The organism is Corynebacterium sp. Marseille-P8863 (assembly GCF_946902955.1).
GTDB lineage: Bacteria > Actinomycetota > Actinomycetes > Mycobacteriales > Mycobacteriaceae > Corynebacterium > Corynebacterium gottingense.
In genome coordinates this window covers 1-15,199 of sequence record NZ_CAMPQC010000024.1, presented here as the reverse complement: position 1 = coordinate 15,199, position 15,199 = coordinate 1, and the positions used below count along the sequence as shown (strand labels likewise).

Annotated in this window: 14 protein-coding genes, 1 pseudogene and 1 riboswitch; of the genes and pseudogenes, 9 read left to right on the top strand and 6 right to left on the bottom strand. The window is 62.7% G+C overall.

All coding sequences use genetic code 11. From position 1 onward, the window contains the following. Position 1: 1 nt before the first annotated feature. Complete coding sequence (locus OVO38_RS11960; RefSeq protein ID WP_267208624.1) at positions 2–850, bottom strand: S1 family peptidase; 849 nt, start codon at positions 848–850, stop codon at positions 2–4. A gap of 116 nt (positions 851–966) precedes the next feature. Between OVO38_RS11960 and OVO38_RS11955 the strand changes: the two genes are divergently transcribed. Genes OVO38_RS11955 through OVO38_RS11945 form a run of 3 tightly spaced genes read left to right on the top strand, consistent with a single transcriptional unit; the run spans position 967 to position 3,827 of the window. Next, positions 967–2,181, top strand: a complete 1,215-nt coding sequence (locus OVO38_RS11955) for an amidohydrolase (protein ID WP_267208623.1) — start codon at positions 967–969, stop codon at positions 2,179–2,181. A gap of 22 nt (positions 2,182–2,203) precedes the next feature. Continuing rightward, positions 2,204–3,418 (top strand): DUF418 domain-containing protein, encoded by a 1,215-nt coding sequence (locus OVO38_RS11950; RefSeq protein ID WP_267208622.1) that lies wholly within the window; start codon positions 2,204–2,206, stop codon positions 3,416–3,418. Beyond that, positions 3,393–3,827 (top strand): GNAT family N-acetyltransferase, encoded by a 435-nt coding sequence (locus OVO38_RS11945; RefSeq protein ID WP_267208620.1) that lies wholly within the window; start codon positions 3,393–3,395, stop codon positions 3,825–3,827. The genes OVO38_RS11950 and OVO38_RS11945 overlap by 26 nt, the downstream gene beginning before the upstream one ends. Here OVO38_RS11945 and OVO38_RS11940 read toward each other — a convergent pair. Both OVO38_RS11940 and OVO38_RS11935 read right to left on the bottom strand, forming a co-directional pair. After that, a complete protein-coding gene (locus OVO38_RS11940; RefSeq protein ID WP_239216793.1) occupies positions 3,824–5,107 on the bottom strand; it encodes an HNH endonuclease signature motif containing protein in 1,284 nt (427 codons plus the stop codon). The genes OVO38_RS11945 and OVO38_RS11940 overlap by 4 nt on opposite strands. 297 nt (positions 5,108–5,404) lie before the next feature. Then, positions 5,405–7,177, bottom strand: a complete 1,773-nt coding sequence (locus tag OVO38_RS11935) for a BCCT family transporter (protein WP_267208618.1) — start codon at positions 7,175–7,177, stop codon at positions 5,405–5,407. A 224-nt stretch (positions 7,178–7,401) separates the two neighbouring features. Here OVO38_RS11935 and OVO38_RS11930 point away from each other — a divergent pair, with 224 nt between their 5' ends. From OVO38_RS11930 to thiC, 3 genes are all read left to right on the top strand, one after another. After that, on the top strand, positions 7,402–8,346 hold the full coding sequence (locus OVO38_RS11930) for a cation diffusion facilitator family transporter (protein WP_239216794.1): 945 nt from the start codon (positions 7,402–7,404) through the stop codon (positions 8,344–8,346). 17 nt (positions 8,347–8,363) lie between these two features. Further along, the gene (locus tag OVO38_RS11925; protein WP_144718753.1) at positions 8,364–8,867 is read left to right on the top strand and encodes a hypothetical protein; all 504 of its coding nucleotides are present in this window, start codon (positions 8,364–8,366) and stop codon (positions 8,865–8,867) included. 64 nt (positions 8,868–8,931) lie between these two features. Beyond that, positions 8,932–9,044: riboswitch (TPP riboswitch) on the top strand. Further along, positions 9,042–10,814, top strand: coding sequence for a phosphomethylpyrimidine synthase ThiC (thiC, locus tag OVO38_RS11920; protein WP_095548580.1), 1,773 nt, complete (start codon positions 9,042–9,044; stop codon positions 10,812–10,814). (Overlaps the previous riboswitch by 3 nt.) Here the strand turns inward: thiC and OVO38_RS11915 are convergent. The 3 genes from OVO38_RS11915 to OVO38_RS11905 all read right to left on the bottom strand — a co-directional run bounded on the left by OVO38_RS11915 (position 10,811) and on the right by OVO38_RS11905 (position 13,289). Continuing rightward, complete coding sequence (locus tag OVO38_RS11915) at positions 10,811–12,232, bottom strand: purine-cytosine permease family protein (protein WP_267208617.1); 1,422 nt, start codon at positions 12,230–12,232, stop codon at positions 10,811–10,813. The genes thiC and OVO38_RS11915 overlap by 4 nt on opposite strands. A gap of 70 nt (positions 12,233–12,302) precedes the next feature. Next, entirely contained in the window at positions 12,303–12,464 is a 162-nt protein-coding gene (locus tag OVO38_RS11910) for a hypothetical protein (protein WP_158221641.1), read from the bottom strand. 165 nt (positions 12,465–12,629) lie between these two features. Beyond that, positions 12,630–13,289 (bottom strand): helix-turn-helix domain-containing protein, encoded by a 660-nt coding sequence (locus OVO38_RS11905; RefSeq protein ID WP_267208616.1) that lies wholly within the window; start codon positions 13,287–13,289, stop codon positions 12,630–12,632. 145 nt (positions 13,290–13,434) lie between these two features. Between OVO38_RS11905 and OVO38_RS11900 the strand changes: the two are divergent. The 3 genes and pseudogenes from OVO38_RS11900 to OVO38_RS11890 all read left to right on the top strand — a co-directional run. Continuing rightward, a pseudogene (locus OVO38_RS11900) lies at positions 13,435–13,587 on the top strand (IS6 family transposase); the annotation flags it as partial. 195 nt (positions 13,588–13,782) lie between these two features. Beyond that, positions 13,783–13,950 carry a hypothetical protein gene (locus OVO38_RS11895; protein ID WP_158522248.1) on the top strand — a complete coding sequence of 56 codons (168 nt, stop codon included), beginning with the start codon at positions 13,783–13,785 and terminating at the stop codon, positions 13,948–13,950. Between the two features lie 37 nt (positions 13,951–13,987). Beyond that, on the top strand, positions 13,988–14,368 hold the full coding sequence (locus OVO38_RS11890; RefSeq protein WP_144718762.1) for a hypothetical protein: 381 nt from the start codon (positions 13,988–13,990) through the stop codon (positions 14,366–14,368). The last annotated feature ends 831 nt before the right edge of the window (positions 14,369–15,199 follow it).

The following is a 15,199-nucleotide window of genomic DNA, read 5'->3' as shown; positions in this document are numbered from 1 at the left end:
GTTACGGCAGGCGGAACCCGTTGTTCAGGTCCGCCAAGATGGCGTCCATGCGGGCGGCGCTGGTGGGCGCGTAGATCGGCCCCTGCAGCGGGGTGGTGCACTGCACGTCGAACGGCGCGGGGAACAGGCCACCGTTGATCATGCCGACGAGGCGGTCGTCCGTGTAGAGGGGCGCGCCGGAGTCGCCCTGCATGGCGCAGACCTGGTTCACGTTCTGCACGTTCCAGTCCGACCAGGTGATCCCACAGGTCTCACCGGAGGCCACGCCCTTCTTGCACACGTTTTTGCCCGGCTTCACCGGCGCGGAGCCGAGGTGGTTGATGGTCACGCCGTCGTAGGAGCGGGTGACTTCGGCGTTGGAACCGAGCTCGATGAGCGCGTAGTCCAGGCGCTCGTTGACCTTGACGATGTTGCCGGAGTGCCCCACCTGCCAGGAGTCCGCCGAGGAGACCGGGTCCCCCACCTTGCCGCAGTGCCCCGCGGTCAGGGCGTACTTGTTGCCGTGCTCGCCGTAGCCGGCGACCGCGACGGTGCACATGACCTCGTTGTCGCCCTCGCCCACGTAGATGGGGGTGCCAGGGCCGTATAGGGAGTTGCCGCGCTGCAGGGCCTCGTTGGACTCGCGCGGGATGCGCGGTGCGTCGTGGAAGGAGCCGGGCACGCGGTGCAGGACGTAGTCCGCAAGCGGCTTGCCGGCGAGTACCTTCGAGATTGCGTCATCGTGCCAGGTGTAGTTCGGGTCGATCGGCGCCGGCTGCGGTGCAGGCGCTTCACCGGCGTTCGCGGGCGCCGCGGGCAATGCGGCCACGGCAAACGCGGTGATCAGGGCGGCGATACGACGACGAATCATGGGCATTCTTCCTACATAGACCACAACAGCAACTGCCGTATACATTGCCATGTTTTTGTCCCAATTTCCTCATTTACCACATCAAAGGTGGGAAGTGCCCGGGCTAGCATGTCCCCATGACGAAATCTTTTGCACTCACTGGACCGTTTGCACCATTCGAGTCCGATCTGGACGCCACCCGCGGCGAGCGCGAAGCGTTGTACAAGTGGTTCCACCAGCACCCCGAACTCGCCCTGGAAGAGCACCAGACGAGCGCCCGCATCGGCGAAGAGCTGGAAGCCGCCGGCTTCACCGTCGTGCCGGTGGGCGCCACCGGCAAGGTCGGCATCCTCACCAACGGCGAAGGGCCGACCGTGTGCTTCCGCGCCGACTTCGACGCCCTGCCGCTCTCGGAGGAGACCGGCCTGGAGTACTCGGCCGACCCCGCGCTCGGCGCCGCCCACGCCTGTGGGCACGATATGCACACTGCGGCCTTGCTCGCGGCGTCGACAATGCTTGCGCAGCACACTGACGCCTGGTCGGGCACGCTCCTCGCACTGTTCCAGCCCGGCGAGGAAACCGGCGCCGGCGCGCGGGACATGGTGGAGCACGGCCTGGCGGAGAAGGTGCCGACCCCGGACGTGGTGCTGGGCCAGCACGTCGGCCCGATGATTCCCGGCTACGGGATGGGCGCGCTCGCCGGGCCGGTGTGTTCCACGTGCGTGCAGACCAAAATCACCATCCACGGCACCGGCGCGCACGGCTCGATGCCGGAGAAGGGGGTGGACCCCGTGGTCATCGCGGCGCACGTGATCACCCGCCTGCAGACCATTGTGTCGCGCGAGATCGCCCCGCAGGAAATGGGCGTGGTGACGGTGGGCGCGATCCACGCCGGCGAATCCCCGAACACGATCCCCGCCACCGCCGAGCTGTCCGTGAGCACCCGCGCGTTCACCACCGAGGTCAGCGACCGCCTGAACAGCGCCATCCGGCGCATCGTCCGCGCCGAGTGCGCGGCGGCGGGCGCGACCACGGAACCGACGTTTGAGATTGTCGGCGGGGCGCCGGAGTTCTCCAACGACGAGGCCATCGCCGAGCAGGTGATGGCCGCGTTCCGCGAGCAGTTCGGCGATGTGGTCGGCGACTTCGGCCGGCTGGGCGGTTCCGAGGACTTCCCCACCATTGCCAATGCGTTCGGCGCGCCGTACTTCTACTGGTTTGTGGGCAGCAGCTCGGACATCAACTCCGCCCCGTCCAACCACTCCCCCTTCTTTGCGCCTGACCTGCAGCCCACGCTCGACCAGGCCACCCGCGCCATCCTCGTCTCGGTCTCGCCCTGGCTGATGCGGTAAGCAGCTGGTAAAAGTGAGGCCCATGCAACGACTACTCGTCCCCGACCTTGCCCGCGGCACAGCGCTGCTCGGCATCGCTCTCGCCAACGGCTCGCTATTTTGGATGATCAATCAGCACTCGCAGCCGGAGTCAGGCCCCGGGTGGAGTGTCGGCGGGGTGCAAGAGGGCTCGCTTATCGACGCCGCGTTGGCCCTCTTCGCCGCCCTCTTCGTCCACTCCCGCGGCCTGCCCATGTTTGCCACGCTGCTTGGCTTCGGCTTCGGGCTTGTCGTCTCCAGCCTGTACCGGAAGCAGTACCCGGTCGGTGAGGCGCGAAAGGTCCTGGCCCGACGTTACGGCGCGCTCGCGCTTTTTGGCCTGGCCCACTTGTGCCTGCTGTTCTTTGGCGACATCATGACCATGTACGGCTTCGTCGGGCTGCTGCTTTCGGTGATGTTCACGCTCTCGACGAAGGTGCTGCGCATCATCTCGTACTCCTGCCTCGGCCTCTACATCCTTTTCACTTCATTCATTGGCGTATCAGCGGCGTTAATCCCTGAGGTGGCTAAGGAGATGGGTGGGAACAATGTGCTCAATGAAGAATTTGGGAGTTTTGGCACCTACTTCACCAACAACCTCGCCAACGCGGCAGAAATGCTGCTGTCCACCCCGTTTATCCTGCTTGAGCTTGTCCCCTTGGCCACCATCGGCTATGTGTGGGCGAAGGAAGGCGTGCTGGTCAACACCAAGCAGCACGCACGCACGCTGTGGACGTGGACGATCCTGGCCGGGGTCATCATGTTGGCCATCGGTCTGCCCTGGGGGCTGGCCGCCATTGGCGTGCTCAATCCCGAGTTGGAGTCGAGCCTGCACCTGCTCAACTCGTCGTGGGGTTCCTTGACCGGCCCGGGGATCCTCGCGGCACTCGCGCTCGTTACTTCCCGGTTAAATAACACAGCGTCTGCCTGGACGTACCCACTGGTCGCGCTTGGCAAGCGTTCGATGTCCGGGTACCTGGCGCAGACCTTTTTCTTTCTCGCATTGGTGTACCCGTTTAGCCTGGGACTTGGCCAGGACTGGACCATCAGCGGCAAACTCGCACTCAGCGCCTGCGTGTGGCTTGCGACCGTGCTACTCGCCACCGCACTCGAAGCTGCTGGAAAGCAGGGCCCGTTTGAATGGGCACACCGCCACGTCTCCTACGGCAAGGCAGGAAGGATTGAACCGCACCGTGATCGTGCTGAAATCGCTGGATGAGATGACCCCACGCGAGGTCCACACGCTATACAAGCTCCGCGTTGACGTCTTCGTCGCCGAGCAGGATTGTCCGTACAACGAGATCGACGACCAGGACGCCGACCCGGACACCAGACACATTCTGGCGCTTACCGACGGCGGCGAGCTCGCCGGCTGCGCGCGCGTCTTCCCCACCGAAACCGGCTCGCGCTTCGGCAGGTTCGTCGTCGCCCCGGCGCACCGCGGCACCGGCCTCGGCCCCGAGATCGTACGCACCGGCATCGAGTACACCACGCGCTGGCCCGGCGACCTCATCGTCGAGGCCCAATCCGGCCTGGTCAGCTACTATTCCCGCTTCGGACTCGTCGCGGAGGGCGACGAGTTCCTCGACACCGGCATCCCGCACCGCAGGATGCGCCTGGCGCGCTAAGCGCTCCCCTGGTTGAACTCGCGCAGGGTCAAGGACGCGTCGCTGCGCAGCGGCGCCTGATAGCTTTCCGCCACGAACCTGCTCCCATCCCGAAACACGAAGTGCAAGTCGGGGCCGTCCTCCAGGATGCGAATCCACCCCTCCGAGACCATCGCGTGGCACGACGAGCACAACGGCAGCAGATTGTGCAGGTCCGTGGCGCCTCCGTCCGCCCAGTCGTGTACGTGGTGGACCTGAATGAACCGCGTATGGTCGCATCCAGGCATCGCGCAGCGCCCGCCCCACATAGTCATCAGCGCGTTGAACTGCCCGTCCGTGGCCAGCCGCGACGCCCTCGACGTGTTGAGAATCAGACCGTCCTTGTCCACCGTGTTCACGCGCACCATGGCGTTCGCCACGGCGTGCGCCACGCTTGCCGACGCCGCCGAGCCCCCAACCGGCAAATAGGCCCCTCCGTCAACCGTGGTCACGATGTTGACGTGCGCACCCGGGGCGCGTAGCGGGTTCTTCGGGCGCGAGCGCACGATATTCACCATCCCCATGAACGCAGCGAGCATCACCTTGCCCGTGGGCATCCCGATCCCGGACGAGGTGGGCAGGTCCTCCAGCTCCTCCTCAACCGCGTCCCGGTTGACCGCATCCTGCAGGTCAACGTCGTGGTAGGCCAGTTCCCCGATCTTCAGCGCGGCCGCTACCTGCGCGCCTTCCATCGGGCTGAGGTCGGCCCACAGCCCGAAGCGTCCGTTCTTGCGCTCCGCAATCCGCACGTACGAGGACCGTGTCGGGGCATCTTCGCCTTCGTCCCTGTCCAGCAGCGCAAGCTCCGCCTCCAGCTCGTGGTAGCCGTACTTCCGTGCCATCTCCACGAGCGTCGACTCGTCGTTCTTCTTCAGGTACGGGAGGAGCAGGCGCACCTTGGAATAGTTCACTGCACCTTCCTGGAATGCCTCCGCGAGCAGGTGGTACGTGGTCAGCTCACGAGCGACGCGCACGTACTCGTGCGCTGTGGTCTGCGAGATCCCCAGCCGCCGCACCAGCCACCCCGCGGTCGTCCTCGCCCCGCACCTACGGGCCAGCCGCAGCGAATCAAAGATGCCAATCTGGTGCAGCAATTGCGCTTTACAGGTGGTGATCCTGCCAAACGTGTCCTCGATGCGGGAAGCGAGCTCCGCGATCGCGTCGTCGTCGCCCGGAGAATGTTCGAAATCTTGCGTCTTGTCGTCCACACTTTTGTCTGCGGTAGGTGGCTTTGGTGTGGCATCGGTGGTCGTGATCGTCATGGTGCAGGCCCCTTTCGGGAGGTGGGATGGTCGGAGTTTTGGTTGTACGCAACACGGTAGCACCCCACCCGAACACGCCACCTGCCTGCGGTTATGGCGGTATAACAACAGGGGTCATGGGCGTCGAGAAGCTGTCCCCAGCTCGGCAGACTCACAGAAACTACGCAATGCGCAGTTTCCTCAGTATATGTTCGAATGCGCGGCGGGACCCAAACTCCTGTTCCCCACTCACGACACGAAAAAGGCTGAGAAAACTACGCATTGCGCAGTTTTCTCAGCCTTCGGCGCCGATCGCGCCTACTTCGGGTCTTGCTGCTCCACCCAGTTGACCTTGGAACCAGCCTTCGGCTCGCCGTCGCCGGAGACCTGCACATCCTCGCCGAGGATGAGGGAGTCCTCGAGGCGCCAGGTCCCCTCCTCCGCGTCGTACTTAAACTCGGGCCGGTCGACGGGGTTGCCCTCGGCGTCGTAGCCCGGCGCGGGCTTGTTCTCGCCCTCCTCCAGCTTCTCCGCGGTGTCGGTCTTCTCCCACTGGCGGGAGCGGTAGCGGCGGGCGGCTGCGGAGTCGTCCGTCATCGCCTTGACCAGCGACCACATCATGATGAAGTACGTAATGAAGAACGGGAAGGCGATGATGATCACCACCTCCTGGAGGGCTTGGATGCCGGAGTCATTGATAAACAGCAGCGCGCCGGTCACCAGGCCGACGGCGATAACCCAGCCAACCCGGTAGAACACCGGGGACTTGTTCTCCTCGCCGGTGGCAAACATGTCCACCACCAGCGCGGCGGAGTCCATGGAGGTGACAAAGTACATCACGATGACAAACAGGGCGACCGCGCCGGTCACCGCGTACAGCGGGTACTCCGCCAGCAGCGAGAACAGGGCGCGCGGCGTGTCGCCGTCCTCCACCACGGGTTTGGTCAGCACGCCCGGGTCCTCGGCCTCCATCTCCATCGCGGCGCGGCCGAAGATGGAGAACCAGATCAGGTCGAACACCGTCGGCAGCAGGATGGTGCCGCCGATGAACTCGCGGACGGTGCGGCCGCGCGAGATGCGCGCGAAGAACATGCCCACGAACGGGGACCAGCAGATCGTCCAGGCCCAGTAGAACGCCGTCCAGGTGGCGTGCCAGCCCGGGTTGTCGTTGTAGGAGTCCACCCAGAACATCAGCTCGGGCAGCGAGTTGCCGTAGATGCCAAAGGACTCCGTGATCTGCCCCATCAGCGCCAGCGTCGGGCCGGAGACAAGCACGAAGAGCATGAGGAAGATCGTCGCGCCGATGTTCACGTTGGACAGGATCTTCACGCCCTTGTCCAGGCCGGTGGCCACGGAAAGGCACGCCGCGATGGTGATGAACAGGATGATGCCCAGCTGCACCGGCGTAATGAGCGGCACGCCCCACAGAATGTTCAGGCCCGCGGAGATCTGCAGGACACCAAGGCCCACAGAGACACCGAGGCCGAAGATGGTACCGATGATCCCCAGGGCGTCGAGAAGCTTGCCCGGCGTCTCGTACACCCGACCGCCGAGCAGCGGAGCGAACATCGACGACATGCGCGCCGGCATCTTGCGCTTGTACACGAAGTACCCGATGGCCAGGCCGGGCAGGGTGAAGATCACCCACATGTGGATGCCAAAGTGGTAGTACGTGAACTCGAAGGCCTGCACGATCGCCTCGCGGCTCATTGGTTCCATATCGCCGCGCGGCGGGTTGTACGCGTGGTTCAGCGGCTCCGCGGCGCCCCAGAACATGAGCGTCGCGCCCATGCCGGCGGCGAAGAGCATGGCGAACCAGACTGGGTAGCTGTATTCGGGCTCGTCTTCGTCGTCGCCGAGCCGCATGTTGCCAAAGCGGGAGACGAAAATGACGATGAGGAAGATGAACACTGCGGAGATGCCGCCGATGTACATCCAGGAGAAATTGTCCATTAGGAACCCGGAGATCGAGCTGTAAAGCTGGCGGGCGCGATCACCGAACGCCAGCGTCGCCGCCACGAAGACGACGATGAAGCCGAGCGATGCCCCGAAGATCACCGGATCAGTTTGAAGGCCGCGCTTGCGTGCCATGGTGTTTTCCAATCGTTGGGAACTCAAAACGGTGACTATTGTAGGGCACTTGCTTATCGACGCCCTGCTACACTCACTATCCATTGAAGGGGAGTAGCCCGCAATCGGTTGGTCGACATACTGGCGCACGCGCCCGGGCAGCCGGCTCCGGATTGGAGTGAGCGAGACCTTCGGACCGTTGCACGTACGGCGCCGAAGCGCCCCAATTGCGGGAGGACACTTGCATGCCTGAACTGCCCCCTTCACTCCAAAAAGAGCAAAAGATCCTGGAACGCTTCATGTGGCTTTCCATCGCGGTATCCCTGCTCACCATCGTGCTCAAGATGGTCGCTGCCTGGGTCACCGGCTCCGTCGGCTTCATGTCAGACGCGATCGAGACCGTGATCAACTTCGTGGCCGCCGTCGTCGGCCTCTGGGCGCTCAAGCTGTCCGCGAAGCCGGCGGACGCGAACCACAACTTCGGGCACTCCAAGGCTGAATATTTTTCCGCCCAAGTGGAGGGCTCGCTCATCCTGGTCGCGGCCGTGGCCATCATCTACACCGGCGTAGAACGGCTCATCTCCCCGCAGCCGGTGGAGCAGCTCGGCGTGGGATTACTGTTCTCCGTCATCGCCGCCGTACTCAACGCCGCCGCCGGGTACGCGCTCGTGCGCGGCGGGAAGCGCTACCGCTCTGCAACCCTGGAGGCGGACGGGAAACACCTGCTCACGGACGTGTGGACCACCGTCGGCGTGATTGTCGGCATGGCGCTCGTGGCGCTGACCGGCTGGCAGGTCCTCGACCCGATCGTAGCGCTGCTGGTTGGCGCAAACATCCTCTTCACCGGCTTCGTGCTGTTACGCAGCGCCATCTTAAGCCTGCTGTCTGAGGCTTTGCCCGCGGAGGAGCTTGCAAAACTCAACGCATTTCTGGATGCATTTGCCGAGCAAAACGGGGTGGCGTTTACCTCCGTACGTACGGCTGCGTTTGGTCGCGAGCGGCTCATTAGCCTGGTCATGCAGGTGCCGGGCGAGTGGACCGTGTCGTACGCGCACGCCCACGCCGACGAGATCGAAGCCGGCATGGCCAACGCACTGGGCTCCGCAGAAACGATCGTGCACGTCGAGCCGCTCGGCTACACCACGCGCACCGGGCCGCTTTGGTCCAAGTCGCTAGAAAGCCCGCGATAATCGATACACTTGCACCCATGCTCGCCGTGATTCTGGTTGCAGAAGTATTGTTTTGGATTTGTCTACTGTCAGGACTCCTCGCACGGTACAAGCTGCACATGCCGAAAGTCGGGTTGGCGCTCCTGTTCACGACCCCCATCATTGATCTCGGCTTGCTGGCCTACGCTTTCTACGACCTTTCCGCCACCCACCAAGCCGGTTTCTTCCACGGGTTCGCCGCGTTTTACGTCGCGTTTTCCCTCGTCTTCGGCCTCGACACCATCCAGGCTGCGGACCACAAGTTCAGGGGAACATCGGAACTCCACCGCGAAGGTTTCGCCAGAAGCACCGCCAGCAACGTGGTTCGCTGCGGTATCGCGGCGGCGCTGACGGCAACACTCCTGGTCGGGCTCATGTTGGTCACCGGAACGGCAGGCAGCTTCTGGCTGATGTACTGGCTCGTGGCCACCTTGTTTACTCCCCTCGAATGGTGGCTCATCGATCGGCGGCTGCAGAAGCGCAGGAACCAGGCAAATCCTTAGCCTCAGCCGGAAAGTGAGCTCCCCCAATGGCAGCGCACGCCTGTTAGCCGCTACACTCGTTTACGCAATCCCACACGGGCGCCCCAAGGTAGGGGCTGAGATCGCGCTACACGCCGCGCGGGCACCGTCCGAACCTGTCCGGTTAGCACCGGCGAAGGAAGCTGAAGGAGTGTCATGTCTGACGCCTACGCGCAAGAAATCCACCGCAAGCACAGCTACGCACCGCTGCGTAAGAACGGCCTCGAGGTCCCCGAGACCGCGGTCGCGCTGGATGACTCCCCCACCGGCCCGAACGAGCCTGTAAAGCTCTACCGCACCCGCGGCCCCTGGGCCGAGCCGGAAGAAGGCCTGCCCGCGCTGCGCAGCGAGTGGATCGCCGCCCGCGGCGACGTTGCGGAGTACGAGGGACGCCAGCGCAATTTGCTTGACGACGGCACCCGGGCCGCCAAGCGCGGCGCCGCCTCCGAGGAGTGGCGTGGAGCCCGCCGCGCGCCACTGCGCGCCACGGAAGGCAAGCGCGTGACCCAGATGGCGTACGCCCGCCGCGGGGAGATCACCCCGGAGATGGAGTTCGTGGCGCTGCGCGAGCACTGCGACGTGGAAAAGGTGCGCGAGCAGGTCGCCGCGGGCAAGGCGATCATCCCGAACAACATTAATCACCCGGAGAGCGAGCCGATGATCATCGGCAACGCGTTCTTGACCAAGATCAACGCCAACATTGGCAACTCCGCGGTCACCTCGTCCATCCGCGAGGAGGTGGACAAGCTGCGCTGGGCCACCCGTTGGGGTGCCGACACCGTGATGGACCTGTCCACGGGCAATGACATCCACACCACCCGCGAGTGGATCCTGCGCAACTCCCCCGTCCCGATCGGCACGGTCCCGATCTACCAGGCGCTGGAAAAGGTCAATGGCGTGGCTGAGGACCTGACCTGGGAGATCTTCCGCGATACCGTCATCGAGCAGTGCGAGCAGGGCGTGGACTACATGACCATCCACGCCGGCGTGCGTCTCCCCTTCGTGCCGCTGACCTCGAAGCGCGTGACCGGCATCGTTTCCCGCGGCGGGTCGATCATGGCCGGCTGGTGCCTGGCGCACCACAAGGAGAGCTTCCTCTACGAGAACTTCGACGAGCTCTGCGAGATCTTCGCTCAGTACGACGTCGCCTTCTCGCTTGGCGACGGCCTCCGCCCCGGTTCCATCGCCGACGCCAACGACGCCGCCCAGTTCGCCGAGCTCAAGACCATCGGCGAGCTATGCAAGCGCGCCTGGGACTACGACGTCCAGGTCATGATCGAGGGCCCGGGCCACGTACCCCTGAACAAGATCCAGCTCAACAACGAGAAGGAAGAAGAGTGGTGCGGCGGCGCCCCCTTCTACACGCTTGGCCCCCTGGTCACCGACATCGCGCCCGGCTACGACCACATCACCTCCGCCATCGGCGCGGCAAACATCGCCGCCGGCGGCACCGCGATGCTCTGCTACGTCACTCCGAAGGAGCACCTCGGCCTGCCCAACAAGGACGACGTGAAGACCGGCGTGATCACCTACAAGGTCGCCGCGCACGCCGCTGACGTGGCAAAGGGCCACCCGGGCGCGAGCGACTGGGACGACGCGATGAGCAAGGCCCGCTTCGAGTTCCGCTGGGAAGACCAGTTCGCGCTCTCCCTGGACCCGGACACCGCGCAGGCCTACCACGACGAGACCCTGCCTGCCGAGCCCGCGAAGACCGCGCACTTCTGCTCCATGTGCGGCCCGAAGTTCTGCTCCATGCGCATCTCCCAAGACATCCGCGACGAATTCGGCGACAAGATCGACGCCGTCCTGGACGCTGACACGCAGCAGACCATCCAGAACCTCGGCATCCCGACGCTCGCGGTCGGCGAGGAGCAGATGGCGGAGAAGTTCCGCGAGGAAGGCTCCCAGGTCTACCTGCGCGCGGACTAGCGCTCCTGCGCGCGCACTCGCCCGCGGCGCACCACCCACGCCGCGACCAGCGAGAACACCAGCGCCACAAGCACGCCCAGGTTCGCATCGGCCCACTGCTCCCCCACCAGGGGGAGCAGGTATCCCTGCCAGTTATTCCACGCCGCCTCCTCCGCGAATGCGTTGGCCACCAGCCCCCACCCCAGGATCGATGCGATCGCCAGAATGCTTATCGACGCCACATCCACCCCGCCGTAGCGCCCCGCTGGATCGTAGAGCGCGGCCTCGTCGTAGTCCTGCTTCCGGCTATAAATGTCCGCGATGAGGATGCCCGCCCAGCTCGCCAGCGGCACGCCCAGGGTAATGAGGAACGACTGGAACGGGCCGAGGAAGTCCTGGGCGAAGAAGACAACCCAGATCGTGCCGACGGTCAGGATCACGCCGTCGACCGCCGCGGCCGCCGGGCGCGGAATGCTGATGCCCAGCGTGAGCAGCGTCAGGCCCGACGAGTAGATGCCGAGCACCGCGCCGGATACGAGAGCCAGCACCGCCGTGATCAGGAACGGGACCAGCACCCAGGTCGGGAGGATGACGGCGAGTGCGCCGATGGGGTCCTGCGCGATGGCGTCGGCAAGCGATGCATCCGAGCCCGCGAGCAGGAGGCCGAAGACGATGAGCACCACCGTGGCAACCGAGCCGCCGAACGTGTTCCAGAAGATGATCGCGCCATCGGAGGTGTCGCGGCGCTGGTAGCGCGACCAGTCTGCGGCGATGTTGATCCAGCCCAGGCCAAAGCCGGTCATCGCCATCACGAGCGCACCGACCACGGCGCTTGCGGGCCCGGACGGAATAGCGCGGACGGCGTCCAGGTCGATGTGCGGGATGGCGAGCACCGCGTAGATGATGGTGACCGCGCCGGTGAGCCAAGTGAGCACGGACTGCATCCGAATGATGGTGTGGTAACCGAGGACAGACGCCGCCACGATGAGCGCCGCGACGATGACGGTGGCGATGACGGTGACAGCCGTGCCCGGGTCCGCACCGAGCTGCCGCAGCACGGTGTTCGTAGCAAGCACCGCCATGATTGAAAGGAACGTCTCCCACCCGATGGAGGTGAGCCAGGAGATAATGCCGGGCACTTTCTGCCCGTGCACGCCGAACGCGGCACGCGAGAGGACCATAGTTGGCGCGGAGCCTCGCTTGCCCGCAACTGCGATAAGACCGCAGAGGAAAAACGAGAACGTCACCCCGACTGCGGTGACGAGAGCCGCCTGCCAGAACGAGATGCCGAACCAAAGGATGAACGAGCCGTACGAGATACCGAAGACGGAGATGTTGGCTGCGAACCACGGCCAGAAGAGGTCGGAGGGTTTCGCGGTGCGTTCAGATTCAGGGACGATGTCGATCCCGCGGGATTCTATAAGTGGTGTGCCTTCCATAGCAGCAGGTTAGCCCCACGACTCCCAACCGTGGGCCGTTTCAACGACTTTTATTCCACGCAGCGGCGGGCTAGGCCGCTTTTGGCTGCGGAGCGGGTTCCGGGGCGGGTTCGCGGACCAGCTTGCCGTTCGCGTCGTAGCTGTACTCATTACCGCCATACTTGAGGTACACGACCGTGGCGATGATGAAGATGACAATCATGGCGATGTCTGCGTAGGTCTCGATGCTCATGGTCGGCTCTTTTCGACTCGAAGTAGCTCGTGCGGCGGAAAAGTACTGGTCCTTCCCTACTCCCCAGCGTAGACCTGTTGTGAGGCGTTCCCCAGCGCACGGGGTGTTGGATATGTCTCACCGCGCAGCGCAAAGCCCCTCACCGACATCACTGCTGGTGAGGGGCTAAAGAGCCATTCGCGAAACTCTCTTACCACCCAAAACACACCCCTTCCCCAAACCGTCCCCGGAAGTATTCCCCGAATTCCCCGGAACCACCACGACAATCCCCAAAGAACACCCACTGACCAGCAAGAACAGCATCCCGGAATACGGAAGCGAGGCGACAAACACACTGAGCTTGCTTGGACGTCCCCCGGTGGGGTCGAACAAGCGCATCTTCGTTCCTGCCCAGTCCACCTGCATAGTGTGAGCTGGTGCGTGCACGATCCGGGCGGTTACCCCGGTGGCATCTACGTGCTGCGCTACAAGCTGGCGAAACCGCTCGTAGCTGTAGTACCGCTGGCCCGGCAGCGCTGGCGTTGAGGTGTACTTGCCCCACAGGACCTGCAGCGTGGTCTTATATCTTCCGGTCCGTGCTTTCACCACGGAATCGAAATCGATCGGGACGAACACACCCTGACCTGTGGATCTTCCGTCATGAAACAGCACAGCTACGGCTTCATCATTGAGCCCAGCAAGCTGGGCCGTCGTCGTGATCTGCTCTGCTTGCAGCATCTTACGAACTTTTTGCACGGTGGAATGCGAGCATCCCATCGACGCTGTGATCTGGCGAACGGACCAGCCTTTGAGCACAAGGTCCATCACCGCCCTGTAGTCAGTCACAATCAGACTCCTTTGGCAATGCCGCGTGCCATGAAGTCACGCGGTCACCAAAGAGTTTCCCCCGAAAACTGCAGTGTTACTCGATACTCACCATCGCGCTACTCGATACTCACCACGGTGTTACTAAATGCACGCGCGCAACACGAAAGGCGCGTTTAAGAACCGGACATCTGCATATCGGACGTTGAAAGGGATGGAGGCGATGCACTCATTGCGGAAAGGGCAAGGCGCGATGTTTGCCTACGGGCAACCGAACCCGGACGCGGTGATCGTCAACCGGGTCTTCGAGACGGCCTGAGAACGCCCACACGCAGCGGCCATCAGGGAATGAGAAACTGAGTCTTCGCTGCTCTCCGCCCAACTTTGCAACAGCACCGCAAATGGTTATTGACTGCATTTTTCATTCGTCGTAGGCTTGAGGTAAGCCGATGACGAGCCGGGCATCTTGGAATTCTGGAAAAGGGTTCACCATGTTCAAGAAAGGTTGGCGTGCGTGAGCGCCACGGCATTGTTTGCGCTGATTTCGACATTTTCAATGCAGGCTTCCGCAGATGAGGTAAACAAGTACGTTCCCGTAGAGGGGAGCGATGTGTCAGTGATTGGAGCTAACACCGATTCCAGTGGTGGCGAAACAGAGGCGCAACTGAAGGTGGGGGGATAGCTTTCGCATTGAGGGGCCAGCCGGAACCAAAGTTAAATTGCTGGGCGATTCCAACTTCCTTGAAGTAGTAAAACCTGGCGGTGAAGTGGGGCTCTACGCAGTCACACCAGCTGGCCTTGAATTTGAGGTCAAAGACACTGTGGTGACGGTCGTTGTTCTTCCCTCCAACCACGTTGCGGAGCGTGCAGCCGCCGAAAGTAATGATGAACCAATCAAGGCTACTTTTGGTCTGTCCCTAATCGACCGTGTGGACATTGTAGGACAGCCCGAAGGTACGCGATACATGGTCTTTCCTACGGTCTTGGGAAGGGCAATGCAGTCACCAATCCCTGAAACTGCAGGTTGGAATGAAGCAAAATCCAAGGGGGTTGCGGATACCGGTTGTGTGTCACCCGCTATCTCAAGTCGTCCGAGTTAAGCCTAGTTGAAACTTGGAGGATTGGCACCCTGATGTTGGACTTCCTAGAACAATAGCAGAACGATGTAATCTGGGGTGGGTGGAGACGACTAGCCACAGAAACCCGTGCTAAAACAGCAAACATGTCTTGAGGAAGGTGGCATTGATGCGTAAACAGAAAAGCGCAGCCTACTGGTGGAGCGTTACTGTCGTTGTAGTGCTGTTCATCGCAACGCTTGTAATCAATTATCTAGCAGGACTAAGTGCTGATGAATCATACTTTGGAACACATTGGTGGCATCGTCTGGCGTGGGTTACGCCACTGTTGTTCTTGGCTTCTTTGATTTGGGCTTGGTTCGAGCACAGGAAGGTGCATCGGTATCCGCATTGACCCATACTTAGTAGCATCGGGCGTGAATGGGAAGGAAGCCTTTGCGCTTGGGTGAAAGATGCTTTTGCTCTAGTGGGGAGTGTCGATCCTGCTTTAGCCAATTGGATGACCGGGACTAACACTGTTAGAGCGGTGTATTACAGGCGTCCAGAATATGAACAGGTCAACAGTGAACCGGCCTGAGTTGGTGAGAGGGCATGATGTAACACAGGAGGAACATCATGGCTATCAGCCCCTACGACCAGGAGACCCGCCAGCGGGCGGTGCGCCTGTACTTGAACTGTTCGGAGTACCTAGGCATGGTGGTAGATTACCTTTCTTCCCAACCCAACCGTGAAGCGTCCTGGGTTTAGTTCCTACCTCTGCTAAGGAAGGATTGGCACTATGCCCAGAAAGTATTCCGCCGAATTCAAGGAGAAGGCGGTCCATCAAGTCCTAGAGATGGTCCGTCTGGAGTCCTG